Genomic DNA, 19364 nt, shown 5'->3' on the forward strand with positions numbered 1-19364 from the left:
CGCTGCGGCTCATCGCAAAAAAGATTGCAGCGTCAAAATGGGCATAGAGATTGATTTGGACATACTATTTTGACAGCATGCTGACATAGGGTATGCGGCTATTACGGGAGCGTACAGATGACCGTTCAGTCCACCGATGAGCACTCAGTACCGATTGGGTGGCCGCTAATGATCAGCGTGGGTTCGACTGGTTTGGTTGTGGCCTTCGTCTGTGTTCCACCCTCATCTCCTCTGCATTCGTGGGAACAGTTGATTGGACGAGCCACCACTTACCTTTTGATTGCGGTTCTTGTTCATACTCTGGCGACGTGGAGCTCCTTTCGCTTTCTGAGCGAAGGCAATATCGGCAGGACTCGACACCATATGTGGAGAGTCATAGGAGGCGTGTGGATCGCGGCCGTCTGGCTTCCACTGCTGGCCCTGCTGACCTATGAAAACTCTGTGTGGGTTGCTCTCTTTCTGCCGATCCTGGCGACTTTTGGAGTGCTCGTATTCCTGTGGCATCAGCCTCATCATGAAGAAGACGACGACGCATTTGTAAGTTACCTGGGAACGAATGAGCTCTTTTATGCAGAAGACGAGTCGCCGTTTTGGCACTGGCTGTTGCCTGCTCTGCTGATCTCTTCTGTCTTCGAACTGGGTTTAGGGATACTGATTGGCGGTCACCCGTGGATGGCCGGGGTCCTGTTCGCGGCCGGAGCGGCGTATATCGTGAAGCGCCGTCTCAGCGGATTCTTGAGCAAGAAGCGTCTGCTACACCTTTCAGCGGGAAACTCCATGACCGTCTGGCTTCTGTTGGCACTGGCGCTTGCTCCTTTTCTTGCGGGTGTCGGCGCTCAGATGGCTGGTCTGCTCGGGATGCGCTCGGTACATGCATCCAGCGCACCTTCCATTGTTGCGACCCATAAAGCGTCTTCAGGGTATACAGGAATCATCCTGCTGCGTCCTCCAAAACCTCACGAGGTTTTCACACCAACCCGCATCGGGGGCACACCGGAGTTCGGCAAACCACGCTCGATCCCGTTCGATGGGGCCTACTGGTATTTCAAGGAACCGGACACGCGGCCATCGCCTTCTGCCCATATCACCCACGGCGATCCATTGAAAGCCAGGATAGTTTCAACGGATGTATCTTCCCTCATCATGGAGGCGCACCAACCCCTTGGAACTCCAATCGCGATGAACTGTTGCCGTTCACTGCGCCTGAATCTCATCAACGGAGATGCAAGACCCGGATCAATCACTCTGGAAGTCGTATTACGGAACGCAGAGACAAAGAAGACCGACATCGTCTCGCTTGGTGACAAGGTACTTATCTCAAGCTTAGTTTCGCCCATGCCGCTTAATCGCGCGCCGGTACCAGAGACGCTGACGTTTCAAATTCCACGAAACTATAGGAATAGAAGCTTCGATGAGATTACTGTGCGCATCAAGCCGGAGAGAAACCGATCACTCGCCGGGCCTCATATATCAATCGAAAACTTTGTTCTTGAACCGTAGAGGTGGACAATTCAACGAACTTTCGATTCGACGATGGGATCACCTACTAGTTCTCACCTCATCAAGGCTGTTACAGAACAGATGCACAAGAGCCCGCAAATCGCGGGCTCTTGTGCATCCAGGAAAACGGCATAAAGCTTTGTGGTTACAGAAGAGGATGTTTGACTCCGATGCAAATAGCAAACATCACTCTACTCAAGCGACATCCACTATTTGCACCATAGCCTTCCTGATCACGCGGCTTTGCTGCCGCACGTATTCTTATCAGCCCTGCTGATAAGAATGAACATGGCTCTCTTCCTTGGGGATCATATCGCCGATATTTTTGAGAATTGGCTCGAAGACGCTCACGCGTAACCACATGAAGTCATCTTCCAATCCAATCGTGTCCCCCGAATTTTTGCCAAATCCCATCGTCTTATTCTTTCTGATAACGATGATGGGGATGCCATTATGTTTAGGCCACGCAATGTCTCCAGCGATGGATTCCGAAGCATTAGTAGCAGACTGGGCAAACTCCAACCAATAATGACTGACCTTTTGCGCAAAGGCTTCATCTTGCTTGGAAAAATATTCATTCGTGGGAGCTGAGATATTCCCCGTGTCCATGACATAGGGGACATCGTCACCATGACGCGCGCCGTTGGGAAAATCGGCTCGAACCTTCTCCGCGACGTAATCGAAATAGTAGCGCCAGCTTGGTGCTCCTGCCGCGCGGTGTTTCTCTACGATCAGGTACGTCATGGTGGTGAACAAAAGGTCGCGGCCGACCTGACGGCCCAACTCGTCATCATCATCGACGCCAGAATAAAGCAATTTCACGTTGTCATATTGTTCGGCCGTATGCAAGGCCTCAATAATATCGCTCGGTGAAAACCCGAAATCCGCCAACACGCTCGAATCGTCGCTTGTATTACCGATAATGAGCGGCAATTTCGCCTGTTCCCCCTTTTCAAACACATCGAAGAGAGGCTCGGGCAGTACCGTGTCTCCGCTGATAGGTGTCGGCAAGCCAAACTGCGCAGGCTTCGAATCGATTGCCCAGAACCCCTCTGCATCCAGTTTGCGAAGATCTTCGGCGCTTGCGTTCGCTCCGTCCAGATTGTAGTAAGCGGCAAAATGCTCTCCCCGCTCCAGCGCATCTTCCCGGGACACATCGGGCAATCCATACACGCTCTGGGCCACTCCTTTGTGGAACAATCCCGTCGCACGCGGCGAGGCGAACAAAGAAAGCACGCTACGGCCACCTGCCGATTGTCCGAAGATGGTCACATTGCCCGGATCACCGCCAAAGTGCGCTATATTACGCTGCACCCACTCAAGTGCGGCAATTTGATCGAGCAACGCGAAGTTATTAACCACCTCGCCATCAGGGTATTCCCGGTCCAGCGCGGGATGCGCAAAAAATCCCAGATGTCCGAGACGATAGTTGACGGTGACAATCACAGCACCACGCGCAGCCAGCGGCGTGCCGACAAATACCGGCAGCCCACCCGAACCGATCACATAGCCCCCGCCATGAATAGAGACCATGACCGGCAACGCTTGAGCCCTGGTATCCAGATGGGGCGTCCAGACATTCAGATAAAGACAATCTTCGCTCAACGGCCTGGGATCGCCACCGCCGATCGCAGCGCACAGCTTCCAATTCTGCAAACTCGCATCGCCATACGCCGGCACTATTTTGGGAATATGGCTCCAGTGCTTGACCGGTGCGGGTGAACGCCAACGCAGCTCGCCAATCGGCGGTGCCGCGTAAGGAATGCCTTTGAAGACAAAGATGTTTCCGTCCATGGTCCCCTGAACGGGGCCTTCCTGAGTTACGACCAGCAGTTCATGATTGCTTGACATAGACTTTCATTCCTTTTCATCAGGCATGTTGGAGGACACTCGCAAGCAGCATGTCTTATGTGTTTGATCGAGTGTCTTTTTATTTAATTCGCGATTTACCAGCAGCAGAGTCGGGCCTGTTTAGACTGCATTCCATATAGAGCGCAATGGCGAAATTGATTCTTGAGAATTTTCTAAATGCCCGTCATTTGAAAGCCGGCCTGGAATGCATGGCCATGTTTAGTCAAACGATAGGAGGTGTCGTTACATTTTCGAGCTTGTTGCCTATCAGAAAGCTTGGTAAAAGCAGCAATGATTTGTGTACTGGCTGGAATAAAGAGGCAGAGCTTGAACTCTATTCCGTTTCGCTTACACAACAGAGGCTTCGATCCGAAATGCTCTTGAGGCCCACGGCGTTCCTTGCAGTTTGGCCGGGCTAACAGGATGTCCGTGGAGAGACGTCCGCCACAGCCTCTATCCACTGTCAGTCTGTTACTGCACTAGGTAGTGCCTGACGAATCGGAGCTATCGGCTTGTGGCGTTGTTTTTGCTTCCTGAGATAAGTCCGTGCTTTAGCCGGAGAGGCTCTTTGCCCAGCGAGCATTCCCTCCGTGGCTAAAGCCACACCAACAACAGTGCATAGACGGCGGGACTAAAGTCCCGCCCCTTCAAAGCAAAGGCAATCGGCGGGGCAAAGGCGACAACAAAAGCAGCCACAAGAACAAAAGCCGGTAGCTCCGATTCGTCAGACACTACCTAATGCTCTATGGTGATAACGCACAAAAGCCCGCAAATCGCGGGCTTTTGTGCATTTCAGTCAGATGCTTGCCGAGCCATACGGAACCGCAGCAAGGCCTACGTGTCGATACGGCCTAGTAAAAGTGGACGACCGCTGCCTGGGCTGCCGGCAGTGTAAACGTGTACGTACCATTCGTCAGGGTAGCTGGTGCCCCGTACCCTCCCGTCCACGTTCCGTCCGAGTTCATCGGAGCGCCGCCGAACGTGATACCGCTCAGTGCCGTCACATCGTTGTTCGCCTGCTTCAGCACAATTACCTGAGCATGCGTGAAGCTGCCGCCAGGAGTAATGGTCGCGGTTACATTGACCGCTCCCGAGCCGAACGTCTTATTAATGACGTGAACCGTCTCTCCGCCGTTGGTCTCCAAGAGTCCATAGGCAGACACATTGGCGTTGCTGGGGTTCGACACCGTCGTACTTACCGGCTGACCCTGGCTACCGTAGTGGAATGCCCACAGGCCGTATCCCGGAGGCTCCAGCGTATAGGACGACGCTACGCCTACCGGTGAGATCGCGTTATACGATCCGGCATTCGATCCAATCGGCCCTGTGTGCAGGTTCATCCCCGAAAGATTCGTGTTGTAGGCCATATAGCAGAAGTAGTCCAGCGCCCACAGCGTCGCAGCATAGGAGTTTGTCACACCATTGTTCGAACCGCCGAACGCACTGTTCGTCTCTTCAATGCGGACCTTGTAGCCGTTATTGCTCGCATTGTCGTTAAACGAGTTGTAGAAGCTCTGATACTGCGAGTCCAATGAGGCCGCCAGCAGCGTCGCATCGCCGGCGCCGACCGATCCAAAGCTCGCGGCATTGCCCGCTGGATAGTAGTGCGTCGTAACATCCCCGATCGTGCTCTTCAGCGATCCCTGATACGTAGCATCGTTGATAAAGTCCGTGGAGAACGTGCAGCAACCTGCTGTCGAGGGTCCCGTGGAGAGAATGCCGCTGTTGATCTGTGAGCGGAAGGCGCTACTGAACCCGTCATATCGCGACTGCCATGTCGATTGCGAGATAGAACTGCCGGAGACGTCTTCACTGTTGTCCGGCTCATTGCCTACTTCAATGTTCGTGGGATAGCTGTAGTTATGCGCCACATGCTGGTCGTTATAAAGTCCGGACACATACGACACGCTCGTGCTCTGGTCGTAGAACAGTTTTACCGGCACCGTCCATATCAGGTCCGCTCCGATCAGGTTCGCAAACGCATCTACATTCGCACCGTCCTGCGCCGAGGCATAAGGCTGCCGCTCCGAAGAGTTTCCGCCAATCCGGATATTGCCTACGCCGATCTTTTGCACCATCGTGCTGTAAGCCGTCGCATTTCCGCTCAGCCACGCAGCCCCGTTGTTATTGCCGGCTTCAATCGAGCTCATCTCCAGCGAAAGCCCTAAAAAGTCGTTCGGGATCGCGCGCCGAAGCTGCGTCGAATCCAGGTTGATCGAGATACTGGCCGAGGTCTGAGCAAACAACGGCGCCGCAAGCAACATTGCGACCGCGGTAAGGCCGCCGTGGCGTGCGCGGGACATCCAACTTAAGACCCACAAACTCTTCTTCTGCATAAAAACTCCAGGATGGGCAAATTTGTTCGCCGTTCGGTCCATTTGGTTACAGATGGGTGGGCATGGCCAAACTTCGAGCGCGAGCATCCTAGCTCTCTAGAAAAGCGGTTGTCTAGATATTTCTCGAAGAATCTCAAATATTCTTCTGGCTGGCTTTACGAGAACATTCTTACGCTTGTGATAGACTCCCGCTTGATTCAATCATCCTCATCTGCAAACTCTTGATCCAGGGCCCGGCCTTCGCATGTCATCGACTATCGATTTGACACATGGCCGAGACCCCGAGGTTCGCTTGAGTCTGGGAGTTCTACGCACATGGTTTTCAATCGCCGAGCCGCATCCACCTTCCTGTCGCGCTGCCAGTCAGCTTGCTCTCTGCACCGCTCTTCTGGCCGGGCAAGCCTGTTCCTGTTCTGGATCGCCGTTCTCGCAGTCACACTCGGCATTCCTTCCGCTGTGCGGGCGCAACAGCTTCAGGTGTTGCAGAATCATGTGCGTGCCGAAGTTTTAAATCATCGCGCGGCACTGGCTGGCGTCATGCCCCCGGATCAGCAGATCCATGCCTCTATCGTGTTGCCGCTGCGGAACAGCGCGGCACTGACGAGCCTTCTCGGCAGGTTGTACGACCCCTCCAGCCCGGACTACCGGCACTTCCTGAGCGTGGCTCAGTTCACTGATCAGTTTGGCCCCACTAACGACGACTTCCAGGCCGTCGTCGCCTTCGCGAAAGCCAACGGCATGACCGTGACAGCGCTTCCCGCGAACCGGCTCATCGTTCCCATCGCAGGTACCGTGACGCAGATCAACGCTGCGTTCAACGTGAAGATGAGCCTGTATCAACATCCGACAGAGAACCGGACCTTCTTCTCACCGGATCGTGAGCCTTCGCTCAATCTCAGCGTGCCGGTATCCCATATCGCCGGATTGGATAACTTTTCGATACCGCACCCCATGTCCATTCTCGGGTCCAAGGCCCAGCAGGCGGCGGCTGTTACAGGCTCGGGGCCGGGCGGCTCGTACCTGGGCAGCGACATGCGCGCTGCGTACTACGGCGGAACGACGCTGGACGGCAACGGACAGGCCATCGGCCTTCTGGAGTTTGGCGGTTACGATCTCAACGACGTCAATCTCACCTTCAGCAATGCAGGCCAGACCTATAAGGTTCCTGTGAACAATGTGCTGCTGGATGGCGCTACCGGCGGAACGATTGGAGACGATGGCGAGCAGGTGCTGGATATCGTTCAGGCCATTGGAATGGCTCCCAACCTGAGCCAGGTGCGGGTCTATATCGGCACACTAGGCAATGATGAAGACATCCTGAACTCCATGGCTTCAGAGAACCTCGCGAAACAGCTTAGCTGTTCGTGGGGGTGGCGACCGGCCGATCCGACGTCTGACGATGCGTATTTTCAGGAGATGGCCGCGCAGGGACAAAGCTTCTTCGTGGCCTCCGGCGATAGCGGCGCTTTTGATGCGCTCATTTCCCCCTTCTTCTATCCCGCGGAGGACCAATACATCACTGCGGTGGGGGGTACCCACCTGGGCACCGACGGCGCTGGCGGGGGCTGGGTTTCGGAGACCGTATGGAACTCCCAGGGAAATGGCAGTGGGGGTGGCATCAGCCCCGATAACATCTCCATCCCGAATTGGCAGGTTGGTTTCGCGACCTCTGCCAACGGCGGTTCGGCCATCCTGCGTAATGTGCCCGATGTAGCCATGGAAGGCGACTTCGATAACTACTACTGTGATGGCGGATTCTGCAACACCATCGGGGCGGGTACCAGCTTTGCGGCTCCGCGGTGGGCGGGCTTCATGGCCCTGGTGAATGAGCAGGCAGTGGAAAACGAAAGCGCATCCAGCGGCGGCCTGGGTTTCATCAACCCAAAGGTCTACTCTCTTGCTAAGGGGGCCAACTACAGCGCCGACTTCCACGACATCACCGTCGGCAACAATGACACGAACTTTCAGCCCCTATCGTTCAACGCGGTCGTGGGCTATGACCTGACGACCGGATGGGGCAGCGCCAACGGGCAGCACCTGATCGACGATCTCGCCGGGCCACAGATACCTGGCTTCTGGCTGGCCAGCGGGCAAAGCACGGTTGCGATCAATCCCGGCGGTACGGGCACCGCAACAGTGACCGTTACGGATGCGGGCGGCTTCAATGGCAGCGTCAATCTCGCCGTGTCCTCCGCATTGCCCACAGGAGTAACCGCATCGTTCTCTCCGAACCCGGCCACCGGATCGGCAGTCCTCACGCTGACGGCAAGCAACTCCGCACCTAACGCCAGCCAGGCCATCACCATCACCGGTACATCAGGCACGTTGACTGCAAGCACCAACGTCACGGTCGCGGTGCATGCGCCCAGTTTCGCGCTGGCAGCGTCGCCAGTGGATGTAAATCAAGGAGCGACGGGCACGTCAACGATCACAGTGACGCCGCTCTATGGCTTCACCAATACGGTGAAGCTCTCCGTTGCAGGTCTACCCACAGGCGTCACCGCAGTATTTTCTCCCGCCACGACCAACGGCACGAGCACCCTGACACTTACGGTCAGCAACACCGCCGCGCCCGGCAACAGTAACCTGACCATCACAGGCATCTCCGGCACTCTAACCGAGACCACGAACCTGTCACTCTCGATCCATGGACCGACCTTTACTCTTTCGGGCGGGGCAGTCAACATCGGACAGGGCAGTTCGGGAGCCGCTTTCATTGAAGTGCTCGATGAATTCGGCTTCACCGGCAACGTAAATCTCGCTGTCTCCGGCTTACCAAATGGCATAACCGCGTCCTTCTCTCCCAATCCCACCACCGGAAACTCCGCACTTACCTTTACGGCGAGCAGTTCCGCGAGCGTGGGCCAGAGCGTTGTGACCGTCACCGGCACATCCGGCGCGCTCACTGCCACAACCACCGTCAACCTGGGTGTGTTTGCTCCCACGTTTACAATCTCCGATTCCGGCACCGTCAATATCGGGCAGGGCAGCTCGGGGAACTCGTATGTATATGTCACCCCTCAATACGGATTCTCCGGCAATGTAACTTTTTCCGTCTCCGGCCTGCCCAGCGGCGTGACCGCGCTTTGGACTCCGAACCCGACGACCAGCAACAGTACGCTGATCCTCTCGGCGAGCAATTCCGCCAAGGTGGGTCAGTACAACCTGACGATCACCGGCGTCTCCGGGGGTTTGACCGTGACCACGCCCCTCACGCTCGGCATCTTTGCGCAGACCTTCAGCCTGTTTGCCGGCTCCAACATTAGCCTCGGCCAAGGCACATCGACAACCTCCTACGTCAGCATCACTCCCCAGTACGGATTCACCGGCAATGTGACCCTTGCTGTCTCCGGCCTGCCCAGCGGCGTGACCGCTTCGTTCTCTCCAAACCCGACGACAGGGACTTCAGGACTGACTCTGCAGGCGAGCAGCACCACGGCGATCGGGCAGTATCCTCTCACCATCACGGGCACCTCGGGAACGCAGACCCAGACCGCGGCACTTACTTTAGGGGTTTACACTCCTACCTTCACATTCTCGAATTTCGGAGGTATCACCGTCGGCCAAGGGACTTCGGGTTTTGGTTATGTAGAGATAAACCCTGAGTATGGCTTCACAGGCAACGTGAATCTGTCCGTCGCGGGCTTGCCAAGCGGCGTCACAGCCTCATTCAGCCCTAATCCTTCCACCGGATTCACCACTCTGACGGTGAATGCCAGCAGTACAACTCCCGTAGGCCAATACCCCCTGACGGTGACCGGCACATCGGGGACACAGACCGCCAGCACCACACTGACCCTCGGTGTTTCCAGCCCCACCTTCACAATCTATAGCAGCGGCAGCGTAGACGTCGGGCAAGGGACCTCCATCACCACGTACGCGAACGTCATTAATCAGAACGGCTTTACCGGCAATGTAACCCTGTCCATTGCGGGCTTGCCAAGCGGAGTGACCGCTTCGTTCTCGCCCAACCCCACTACAAACAGCAGCACTTTGATGTTGACCGCGAGCGGCACCGCGGCAATCGGGCAATACCCGCTCATCATCACCGGTACGTCCGGAAGCATGACAGCCACGGCGAATCTTACGCTGGGCGTGCATGCCCCGACCTTCACCGTGTCCACCCCTTACAGTGTCACAGCCGGTCAGGGGACCACCAACATCATCAACTTCTACGTGTATCAGGAGTACGGTTTCACGGGAAATGTGAACCTCTCCGTCTCCGGGCTCCCCAGCGGCGTGACAGCTTCCTTCTCGCCCAGCTCTACGAACTTTAGCAGCACGCTCACGCTCAACGTTGCAGCTTCCGCTCCCGTAGGCACGAGCACCGTAACAGTCACAGGCACCTCTGGTTCCCAGACCGTTACGAGCACCTTCCAACTGAGCGTCAATGCCCCCACCTTCACCATTTCCACTTCGATCGGAAGTCTTAGTTTGAACGAAGGGGCATCCGGCACCGGCAACGTCTACGTCTACCCTCAATATGGCTTCACCGACAATGTAAATCTCGCTGTCTCCGGTCTGCCCAGCGGTGTTACTGCAACCTTCTCTCCGAACCCCACCACGGGAATGAGTATCCTGACCTTGACGGCAAGCAACAATGCCACGCCAGGAGCGGCAACCGTCACGATCACGGGCACCTCCGGCTCGCTTAGTCAGACCACCTCCTTCGTGCTGATGGTCAACTCGCCCGACTTTACCCTCTCCGCTGCGCCATCCGAGGTCATCCTCTCCCCGGGCGGCTCGGAGAAGTCGACCATGACCATAACCTCTCAGAATGGATTTTCCGGCAGCGTCAGCTATACAGCGAGTGGCCTGCCCAGCGGAGTTACAGCTTCTTTCTCTCCGAACCCCTCTTCGGGCGCCAGCACGCTCACATTGACGGCAGCCGATACAGCCACGCCGGTCAGTGGAACAGTGACGATCACAGGCACCTCCGGCTCCCTCATGTCTATGGTTGCGCTTCCCGTCAGGGTAAGAGCCGCCCAAACAGCCTCGGCAACGAACCTGTCCCTGACGTCGGCCAGCAGCGCTGTAACCACCGTAGCCTCTGGCACACTGGTCACGGCGACAGCATCGGTGACCGCAGGATCTGCTTCGTTGACCACCGGCCAGGTAAACTTCTGCGATGCTACGGCAACGTCCTGCGATGCCACCCATCTGATCGGTACCGCGCAACTGACTCAGGCTGGAACTGCGGTTCTCCAGTTCATTCCGGGCGCGGGAAGCCATAGCTACAAGGCGGTCTTTGCCGGCACGAACACAAACGCGATCAGCACCTCGGCGGCATCGAGCCTCTCCGTAACGGCTGCACATTCCACGACAACCACCATTGCGCAAAGTGGAAGTACGGGCAATTACACGTTGACCGCTACGGTCACGGGCCAGGGGCCGGTTGCACTTTCCGGCAATGTGTCCTTCATCGATACCACAGACGGCAACTTCTCCCTGGCGAGCACCAAGTTGAGCAGCAGCATGCCAGCCCTCAGCTTGAACACCGTCTCGCAATCGCCCACGCTCGGTGCACAGCCCGAGTCGATTGCAACCGGTGACTTCAATGGCGATGGCATCCCCGACCTCGCCGTGGCAAACGCCGGCGCAAATACCATCACGATCCTCCTGGGTAACGGGGACGGGACGTTCAAATCGGCGGCCGACCTGCAAACCGGTAGTGGCCCCTTCACCGTCGTTGCGGGAGATTTCAACCGTGACGGCCATGTCGACCTCGCGGTCATTCTCAACAACAACAACGGCAACGGCATCAACGTCTTTCTGGGAAATGGTGACGGCACGTTCACACTCTCAGCTTCCAATCCGCCGACGGGCTCCGGGCCTTCAGGAATGACGGTTGGCGACTACAACGGTGACGGCTTGCTCGACCTTGCCGTAGTCAATTCGGGAAATGCCACTGTGACGATTCTCCTGGGCAATGGTGACGGTACATTCACTCCCTCTAATCTGAGCCCGCAGGCGGGTTCCTCTGCGGGTTCGATGGTGCAGGGCGACTTCAATGGAGACGGGATCCTGGACCTGGCGGTCACGAATTCCTCTACCAGCTCCGTGACTATCCTGCTGGGCGCAGGCGACGGCACATTCGCTCCGGCGGGTACATTCGCTGTGGGCGGCAACGGCGTTTCGATCGCGACGGCTGACCTGAACGGTGATGGCAAGCTCGATCTTGTGGTTGCAAACACCTATAACCCGTACATTACCGTACTGCTAGGCAATGGTGATGGCACCTTCACCGCGGCTGCTAATCCTGACGTCGGCATTCCTTCCCCAACGGCGATCGCAGTGGCTGACGTGAATAACGACGGCAAGGCAGATATCATCATCGCCAGCGCCGGCGGCTCGAACGTTATTGTGTCATTGGGCAATGGCGACGGCACCTTCACATTCGCGACAGGCTCTGGTAGCTTATCGTCCCCGCTGGCACTCGCCGTAGAAGATTGGAACGGTGACGGCATCAAGGACATCGCCATCACAAACAACTTCCCCAACAACACCCTCACGGTCTTCACGTCTCAGCTTGCACAGAAGGCGACTGCAACTGCATCGGGCATCTCGCCGATCGGCCAGGTCACTGTGGATGCGAGCTACGTCGGCGACACCGTCTACGCCGCCAGCACTTCAGCAAAGACGACGCTCGGAATCAGTGCTCCGGCTGTGACGCTGAGCCTGTCGTCTGCGAGCATCACCACGGCCCAGGCCCTGACGGTTACGATCGCGGTCAACGGCGGAAGCACAAACCCGGTTCCCACGGGTTCGGTCAAGCTCACCAGTGGAAGTTACACCTCTGCCGTGGCCACGCTCAGCGGAGGCAGCGCTACAATCGTCATTCCTGCGGGAACACTGCCGGTCGGAACAGAGGTGCTGACCGCCAGCTTCACCCCGGACTCTGCGGGAGCTGCAACCTATAAGAGCGCAACCGGAACAGCTTCGGTCGTCGTAACTCAGGGCGTACTGGCCAACACGACAACGAGCTTTGTGCTCTCCGACGGAAACCTTACGTTTACTGCGACAGTAGCGTCAGCAACCGGCGGCATCCCAACCGGCAGCGTCAGCTTCTACGCTGGACAAACTCTACTCGGAATGGGCACTCTGACCAACGGCGTTGCAAGCTATACCGCAACGGCATTTCCAACAGGCAATGTCAGCCTCACGGCTCAGTACAGCGGCGATGCGGATTTCATGCCATCGACCTCCGCTGCTACTCCGGTCCTCGCTGTGACCCAAGGCAGCCCAACGCTCACCGTCGCAGCGGCCGGTACGGCTTCGGACGTTCTGAAGCTTGCAGTGGCACCAGGCTACGCGGGAACGCTGCAGCTCACCTGCACCGGCCTGCCGCAGAATGCTACCTGCACCTTCGCACCGTCCTCTGTCGTCTTTAGCGGCAGCAGCAACTCGTCAACCTCAACCTTGACGATTACTACCGGCACCTCTGCGAGTCTTTCGTTGCCCTCTTCCCTCTTTGGAGGCTCACGAACAATCACATGGGCAGCGGCACTGGGCCTCCCGGGCTTGTTCGCGCTGGCACTGGCAAGCCGTCGCCGCAAGCTGAAGGTTGCTTTACGGACGATGGCTCTGCTGCTTCTGCTGGGCGGCTTCGCAAATGCGCTGACCGGCTGCGGCGGGTCCAACCCAGGCTCGTCCAATTCGGGGTCCAGTACAACAACTCCTTCCGGCACGTATACGGTCCAGGTCATTGCCACCGGAGGCTCAGGAGTGACACAGACCACAAGCCTGAACGTTACGGTGCAGTAGGGAACCTAAAAGCTGCAGGCTATCCGAAGAAGAGACTATCGCCTCTTCTCCAGATAGCCTGCAGCTTTTGTTTGTCCTGATATTGCCTCGATACGTTCAGGTTAGAGCTGTGATGTTGTCGTGGCATTGAACTTCATGCCGACGGTTGACTCCAGGTTTCCGATGGCACTGTCAATCACCGCGAAGATTGTTGCGCGGTTACTGGCATTGCTGAGGTCGAGCGAGGCGCTGCTTGAGACACCATGTTGCGATAGCGCAGAGTTGAATGCGGTCTGCGCCTGCGCGGCAGTGAAGAACTGTGCCGCGCTGGTACCATTCGAATGCGCCAGAGTCTGGAACACATCAGAGAAAACACCTTCCAGCGTGCCTACGCTAAAGATGATGTGGTTGGTGGGTGTGACTACCGTGGACGGGCTCGTGGTCGGAACCGGATTGTCGTACATCTGATCCAGGTAGTAGTGAACCTGGTAAGGATACTGGGCATAGGTGTTCGAATTTCCCCAGACAGAGCTATACGAGTTCACCGACGCCACCGTTGACTCCGTCGCGGTTGCCCCTTCGGTACTGTATTGGGGGACCAGGGTACCGTAGTATCCCTGGTTATAGGCGGCGTTGAGAATCACGTCGAGGAAGCTGTTCGGCAAGGTGACGAAGTTGGCCAGCGCTTCGTCGTACTCCGGCTCCCAGGGAGTCGTCCAACCGTACTGCCCTTTGCCGGTCACGTTTAACGCCACCATGTCGTTGTAGTGGAAGAACGCCGGCAACATCGGACCGTAATACTTATTGTTGAACGATGGCGGCGTTACCTTCGAATACTGGGTCGCGGCATTCGCCATGGTGTAGCCAATATTCTTCTGGACTGCGATGTAATTGATGAGCGAGTGACCGGCAGGAGCATAACTGCCGGCGACCAGGTCCACAGCATAGTTATTGATCTGATAAGGACCGCCCTGACCTTCATCCATCACAGCCTGCTGGTCCGAAGAGGGGTCGATCAGGCTGCTGCTGGACTCGTAGTCTTCAGTGGCGATGTTCTCCTGCAACAATTGCGCCATGATAGATCCATACAGATAGTCCTTGTTGAATTGAATGCCTGGAACGGCTGCATATTCCTGAACCAGGTGGCCATACATGACGCCCGCGATCATGTTCGACATGATGAGGTCCGTGTAGTTGCCTCCGTTCAGGGTTAAAGTCTCTTCCGCGCTGCCGTCACCCAGCAGAAGGTGAAAGCCAATCGTGCCGGTAGTGGTTTGCGCTGAAGCTGCGGCGGTCGTGGTGAGGAAAAGGACCGCGGTGGAAAGTGACAGGGCAAGTTTGTATCTCATCGAAGAATCCTCCTTGCAGATTTTTGGATCAGGGGCAGGTTCTGTACATCCTTTGCGCTTCTCCTCCGTACAAACACGCGTAGTGACTTCGGAGAGAACGAAAGACTTTTACAGCAGGAGTGGTGAGTGAAAGTGATGATGAGGTGGAATCTTAACACGTCAAACGAGCCTTTAGCTGTGTTTCATAAAACTTTTTTTTGAATCCTAAATAAGAAACACTAAGAGGCACCGCCACCAAAAAAGCACAGATCCTTTCGCAAAGGGCTGATGACCAAGGGCAAACGGTTGTAACCCCGGTACGCCTTTTCGCGTCAGATGTGCAGCTTCAACGAGGTGATAGGCATGGTACGGCTCATTCAAGGCATTGCAATGGTTTGGCTTTCGAACGTTTTCCTGCTGTCGGCACAGGTAGCGACACCGGCTGACGCGGCATCCCGGCCCAAAGTGATCCTCGTAGAACTCTTCACCTCGGAGGGCTGTTCGAGCTGTCCGCCCGCGGACAATCTGCTCCGTGCGATCAACGGAACTCAACCCGGCGCAGGCCAGCTCATCGTCGGGATCAGTGAACACGTTACCTACTGGAACTCGCTCGGATGGACCGATCCGTTCTCCTCGGACCTCTATACAGACCGGCAGAACAGGTATGGCTCGAGGTTCGGGCTCGATAGCGTGTATACCCCGCAGATGGTCGTAAACGGCACGGAGCAGTTTGTCGGCAGCGACCAAGGCAGCCTCGCAAGCGCAATCCGCAAGGAGCAGAATCGTACAGATCCGGTGGATCTTCGCATTCTTTCTGTAAACCGTTTGGGCGGTTCGCTGACGGTGGACTTCTCCGCAAAGGGCGATGCTTCGTTCCGGGGCTCGGAGATCTTTGCCGTTCTCACCGACGATGCGGACCAATCGATCGTGCCTCGCGGCGAGAACTCCGGTCGTACCTTGTCCCATGTTGCCGTGGCGCGCGTGCTTCTGCGTGTGGCCAAGCTGCAGGAAGCCCCACAACAAACCGTGCAGATTGCCTTGCCGACCTCGTTCCATGGGATGACGGGGCATCACCTCATCCTGTTTGCCCAGGCGCCGGGAAGCGGCAAGGTACTCGGCGCTGATTCTAAGCCGCTTTGAGTTGCCGATTGACCTTGTGCCGGCCGTAGTGGAATCCTTGCGACATCCGCCGCTGTACGCCGGTGGGGACAGAGGATGCTTGTGACATTCCGGATCTTGCGAACGGCACGAGCTCTCGGTCTTCTGTGGATCATAACAACGTCCATGGGTAGTTCTGACGCGCAAGGCAATGGCCCCCATCAGCCGGCGATCGCGCTCTCACAGACTCTGGCTGTCGGCAGCGCAACCCTGCAGATTGATTTCGCCGACGGTCCGCTCGACCTGCCTCGGAGTGAGATCGTTCAACGCATTCAAACGGCAGCCCAGGCAGTGTCCACCTACTATGGCCGCTTCCCTGCCCCACGCACTCGCATCCTTGTCATCCCTGTGGTCGGCCAGCACGGTGTACTGCAGGGAACGACCTGGGGCAACAGGTCGGGCTTTTCAGCCTTTCTGCGTCTTCGCATCGGGCAATCGACAACCCGCGAGGAGCTTGCCTCCGATTGGGTTATCACCCATGAACTCGTCCACACGGCTCTGCCGTCGTTGCCGGACGATCAGCACTGGCTCGAAGAAGGGATCGCCAGCTATGTCGAACCTATCGCCCGCGTGCAGGCCGGTCAACTTTCCGCTGCGGGCATCTGGGCCGACATGATGCAGGGTATGCCCAACGGAGAACCCGAACCGCACGATCAGGGGCTCGATGTAACCCACACCTGGGGTCGAACCTATTGGGGCGGAGCCATGTTCTGCCTCATGGCTGATGTTGAGATCCGCAAACAGACCGGCAACCGGCGCGGATTGCAGGATGCTCTGCGCGCCATCGTCGCTGCCGGAGGTTCTATCGACAAGGAGTGGCCGCTGTCGCGTGTCCTCGACATTGGCGATCAGGCTTCGGGCACCCATGTGCTGGAGCAGATGTATGCCCGGTGGAGTGTAACCCCGGTTCCCGTCGATCTTCCCCAGCTTTGGGCCCAGCTTGGCGTTCGTTCTACTACCCATGGCGTCACCTTCGATGCCACAGCTCCGCTGGCTGCCATCCGGGATTCCATCACCACCCCTTTGCCGCCTAAGCCCTTATAAATAAGCAGCATAGGAAGGAACACCCAGGGCAGGTCTTCCACGCAGCCAGGGCTTACGGAAAAATAAACCCTGTAACCTATTTCGTATTCCGTACTCCAACGTGCAGTATGGATACGCGACGATTAAGCTTCGACGCTGGCAATCCATTCGGCTCGTCATCGCGTTCTGTCAGTACGGCAGTTTTTTGCGTTTCTTTATTAACGTCCTGTGCACATCGTGCGCGGCCCAACCCATAGAAAGGTTCCTCTCATGAAGAACTCCACAAAGTCGCTTGCTCTGGCCGCTGCAGTTGCCGGCCTCCTCGGTGGCACCTCCGTTCGTATGAATGCGCAGCAGACCTCCGCACCCACCTCGGTTTCGGCCGGCGTTCTCCTCGCGCAGGCCACCCCCGACACCACCAAGCACTCCTGCAAGGGCAAGAATGATTGCAAGGGTCAGGGCGGCGGCAAGCACCCCGGCAAGAACTCCTGCAAGGGTAAGGGCGATTGCGCAACCGACGGTTCCAAGGGACCGAAAGCCTAGTTTTTCACCCGTATCTGGCTCACACTTAGGGGGCCTGAAGGATTTCCTTCAGGCCCTGCTTCCTTTCAGGCCTCACAGCACCAGGAGTATGCAATGCCAGCCAATCGGTTTAATGGGTTCACAGATTACGGGGTAGGAATTGGCTTGCGGGTGCCGCACTACGACCACATCTTCTCCGAGAAGCCTGTCGTCGACTGGTTCGAGATCATCTCTGAAAACTACATGGTGGATGGGGGCAGGCCGCTCAAGGTGCTCGACCAGATACTGGAGCAGTATCGCGTCGTTCAGCACGGCGTCTCCATGTACTTCGGCTCCGCCCAGGCATTGGATCGCGAACACCTCAAACGGCTGAAAGAGCTGACCAGGCGCACCAAGACTCCGTGGCTCTCCGATCACCTTTGCTGGGGCAGCGTGGATGGCCGCTATACCCACGACCTGCTTCCTCTGCCCTACACCTTCGAAGCCGTACGCAACACCGCGGCGCGCATTCGCGAGGTGCAGGACTTCCTCGAGATCCCCATCGCCGTAGAGAACGTCAGCAGCTACGCCGAGTTCCACGAATCACAGATGACCGAGTGGGAGTTTCTGAACGAGGTCGTTCATGCCGCCGACTGCGGCATCCTGCTCGATGTGAACAACATCTACGTGTCATCGCAGAACCACAACTTCGATCCGATGGAGTACGTGAACGCCGTGGCTGCCGACCGCGTAGCGCAGATCCACATCGCCGGCCACTCGAAGTTCGAGAAGTACACGCTCGACACTCACGACCACCCCGTGCTCGATCCCGTGTGGCGCATGTATGCCCGCGCGATCGAACGCGTCGGCCCAACGGCCACGCTGCTGGAGTGGGACGACAACATCCCTTCGTTCGACGAAGTCCATAACGAGGCCCTGAAGGCGAACCTCTATCTCAACGAACAGCAGACGCCTCCTGCAGCGTTGCCGGAGATGCAGCGCGACGAGGTCCGGGCATGAACCTGCTCGAACTCCAGCGGCGCATGTCAGAGGACGTTCGCCGGCCTCTGACGGAAGACTTCGAGATGCAGCAGGAGCTCGAAGACGGCCGCTCCATGAGCGAGCTTGCAGCAAGCTACGTCAAGCCGAACGACCGCCTGACCTCATTCGAACGTCTTGAGATTTACAACCGCCAATATTGGTTCCGCGTCATTGGTGCGGTCTCGGAAGACTTCCCTGCACTCGCAGCCGTGCTGGGAACCAAGCGCTTCGATGCGATGGTACTCGCCTATCTCAAAGAGAATCCCTCCACCTCCTTCACCCTGCGGAACCTGGGCGGGCGACTGCCTCTCTGGCTGCAGGAGCATCCGGAGGTGTCTCCGCGACGGCATGTGCTCCTGCTCGATATCGCACGGCTGGAGTGGGCGTACGTCGAGAGCTTTGACCGCGCCGCCGTCGCGCCGCTGACACAGGAAGACTTCGCGGAACTCGACGGCGGCTCCAAGCTCTGGCTGCAGCCGCATCTTCAACTCCTCGACCTTCAATATCCTGTCGACGAGCTGGTTCTGGCCGTGCATAAGGAGACGCCGGAGTCCGACATCATGAGCAACGCCGTCATGGAGCGCAAGCAGACCTCCAGGCTGCGGCTGCCGGGCTTGCGGCGTGCACGAACGTATCTTGCTGTCCACCGCTTCGATAACTCGGTCTACTATCGCCGCATCGAGCGCGAGGCCTACCTTCTTCTCTCGGCGTTGCAGAAGCATCAAACGCTCGAAGCGGCCATCGAGACGGCCTTCACAGGCAGCAAGCTGACTCCCGAAGAGCAGGCAGGGCAGATTCAGCAGTGCTTCGCGCATGCGGCGGAGCTTGGCTGGTTCTGCCAACAGCCACCAGACTATATAGGCCTGCAGTGAAGCTTCGCTGG

General features: G+C 57.3%; 10 protein-coding genes. 7 read left to right on the plus strand and 3 right to left on the minus strand.

The annotated features are described in order from the left end of the window. Window positions 1-117: 117 nt before the first annotated feature. Window positions 118-1500 carry a hypothetical protein gene (locus HDF15_RS05770; RefSeq protein ID WP_184253626.1) on the plus strand — a complete coding sequence of 461 codons (1383 nt, stop codon included), beginning with the start codon at window positions 118-120 and terminating at the stop codon, window positions 1498-1500. Window positions 1501-1764: 264 nt separating this feature from the next. On the opposite strand, the gene HDF15_RS05775 is transcribed toward HDF15_RS05770, so the two are convergent. Next, window positions 1765-3351 carry a carboxylesterase/lipase family protein gene (locus HDF15_RS05775; RefSeq protein WP_184253628.1) on the minus strand — a complete coding sequence of 529 codons (1587 nt, stop codon included), beginning with the start codon at window positions 3349-3351 and terminating at the stop codon, window positions 1765-1767. Window positions 3352-4202: 851 nt separating this feature from the next. Continuing rightward, a complete protein-coding gene (locus HDF15_RS05780; RefSeq protein ID WP_184253630.1) occupies window positions 4203-5687 on the minus strand; it encodes a glycosyl hydrolase family 79 C-terminal domain-containing protein in 1485 nt (494 codons plus the stop codon). 315 nt (window positions 5688-6002) lie between these two features. Here HDF15_RS05780 and HDF15_RS05785 point away from each other — a divergent pair, with 315 nt between their 5' ends. Then, window positions 6003-13451: an FG-GAP-like repeat-containing protein gene (locus tag HDF15_RS05785; protein ID WP_184253632.1), complete on the plus strand. Its 7449-nt coding sequence runs from the start codon at window positions 6003-6005 to the stop codon at window positions 13449-13451. A 101-nt stretch (window positions 13452-13552) separates the two neighbouring features. On the opposite strand, the gene HDF15_RS05790 is transcribed toward HDF15_RS05785, so the two are convergent. Further along, a complete protein-coding gene (locus HDF15_RS05790) occupies window positions 13553-14779 on the minus strand; it encodes a chitin-binding protein (protein WP_184253634.1) in 1227 nt (408 codons plus the stop codon). A gap of 342 nt (window positions 14780-15121) precedes the next feature. Between HDF15_RS05790 and HDF15_RS05795 the strand changes: the two genes are divergently transcribed. From HDF15_RS05795 to HDF15_RS05815, 5 genes are all read left to right on the plus strand, one after another. After that, complete coding sequence (locus tag HDF15_RS05795) at window positions 15122-15898, plus strand: DUF1223 domain-containing protein (RefSeq protein WP_184253636.1); 777 nt, start codon at window positions 15122-15124, stop codon at window positions 15896-15898. 144 nt (window positions 15899-16042) lie between these two features. Further along, window positions 16043-16960: a hypothetical protein gene (locus tag HDF15_RS05800; protein ID WP_260330861.1), complete on the plus strand. Its 918-nt coding sequence runs from the start codon at window positions 16043-16045 to the stop codon at window positions 16958-16960. A gap of 249 nt (window positions 16961-17209) precedes the next feature. Next, window positions 17210-17482: a hypothetical protein gene (locus tag HDF15_RS05805; RefSeq protein ID WP_184253640.1), complete on the plus strand. Its 273-nt coding sequence runs from the start codon at window positions 17210-17212 to the stop codon at window positions 17480-17482. A gap of 93 nt (window positions 17483-17575) precedes the next feature. Beyond that, window positions 17576-18460 (plus strand): DUF692 domain-containing protein, encoded by an 885-nt coding sequence (locus HDF15_RS05810; RefSeq protein WP_184253642.1) that lies wholly within the window; start codon window positions 17576-17578, stop codon window positions 18458-18460. Further along, a complete protein-coding gene (locus HDF15_RS05815) occupies window positions 18457-19353 on the plus strand; it encodes a DNA-binding domain-containing protein (RefSeq protein WP_184253644.1) in 897 nt (298 codons plus the stop codon). The genes HDF15_RS05810 and HDF15_RS05815 overlap by 4 nt, the downstream gene beginning before the upstream one ends. Window positions 19354-19364: the final 11 nt, after the last annotated feature.

Origin of the sequence: Granulicella mallensis, from assembly GCF_014203225.1 — a bacterium.
Classification (GTDB): domain Bacteria; phylum Acidobacteriota; class Terriglobia; order Terriglobales; family Acidobacteriaceae; genus Granulicella; species Granulicella mallensis_A.

What these genes read in the sequence shown, in the direction of transcription:
- HDF15_RS05770 (WP_184253626.1), top strand. Translation starts at nt 118, where the DNA reads ATGACCGTTCAGTCCACCGATGAGCACTCAGTACCGATTGGGTGGCCG.
- HDF15_RS05775 (WP_184253628.1), bottom strand. Translation starts at nt 3,351, where the DNA reads ATGTCAAGCAATCATGAACTGCTGGTCGTAACTCAGGAAGGCCCCGTT.
- HDF15_RS05780 (WP_184253630.1), bottom strand. Translation starts at nt 5,687, where the DNA reads ATGCAGAAGAAGAGTTTGTGGGTCTTAAGTTGGATGTCCCGCGCACGC.
- HDF15_RS05785 (WP_184253632.1), top strand. Translation starts at nt 6,003, where the DNA reads ATGGTTTTCAATCGCCGAGCCGCATCCACCTTCCTGTCGCGCTGCCAG.
- HDF15_RS05790 (WP_184253634.1), bottom strand. Translation starts at nt 14,779, where the DNA reads ATGAGATACAAACTTGCCCTGTCACTTTCCACCGCGGTCCTTTTCCTC.
- HDF15_RS05795 (WP_184253636.1), top strand. Translation starts at nt 15,122, where the DNA reads ATGGTACGGCTCATTCAAGGCATTGCAATGGTTTGGCTTTCGAACGTT.
- HDF15_RS05800 (WP_260330861.1), top strand. Translation starts at nt 16,043, where the DNA reads ATGGGTAGTTCTGACGCGCAAGGCAATGGCCCCCATCAGCCGGCGATC.
- HDF15_RS05805 (WP_184253640.1), top strand. Translation starts at nt 17,210, where the DNA reads ATGAAGAACTCCACAAAGTCGCTTGCTCTGGCCGCTGCAGTTGCCGGC.
- HDF15_RS05810 (WP_184253642.1), top strand. Translation starts at nt 17,576, where the DNA reads ATGCCAGCCAATCGGTTTAATGGGTTCACAGATTACGGGGTAGGAATT.
- HDF15_RS05815 (WP_184253644.1), top strand. Translation starts at nt 18,457, where the DNA reads ATGAACCTGCTCGAACTCCAGCGGCGCATGTCAGAGGACGTTCGCCGG.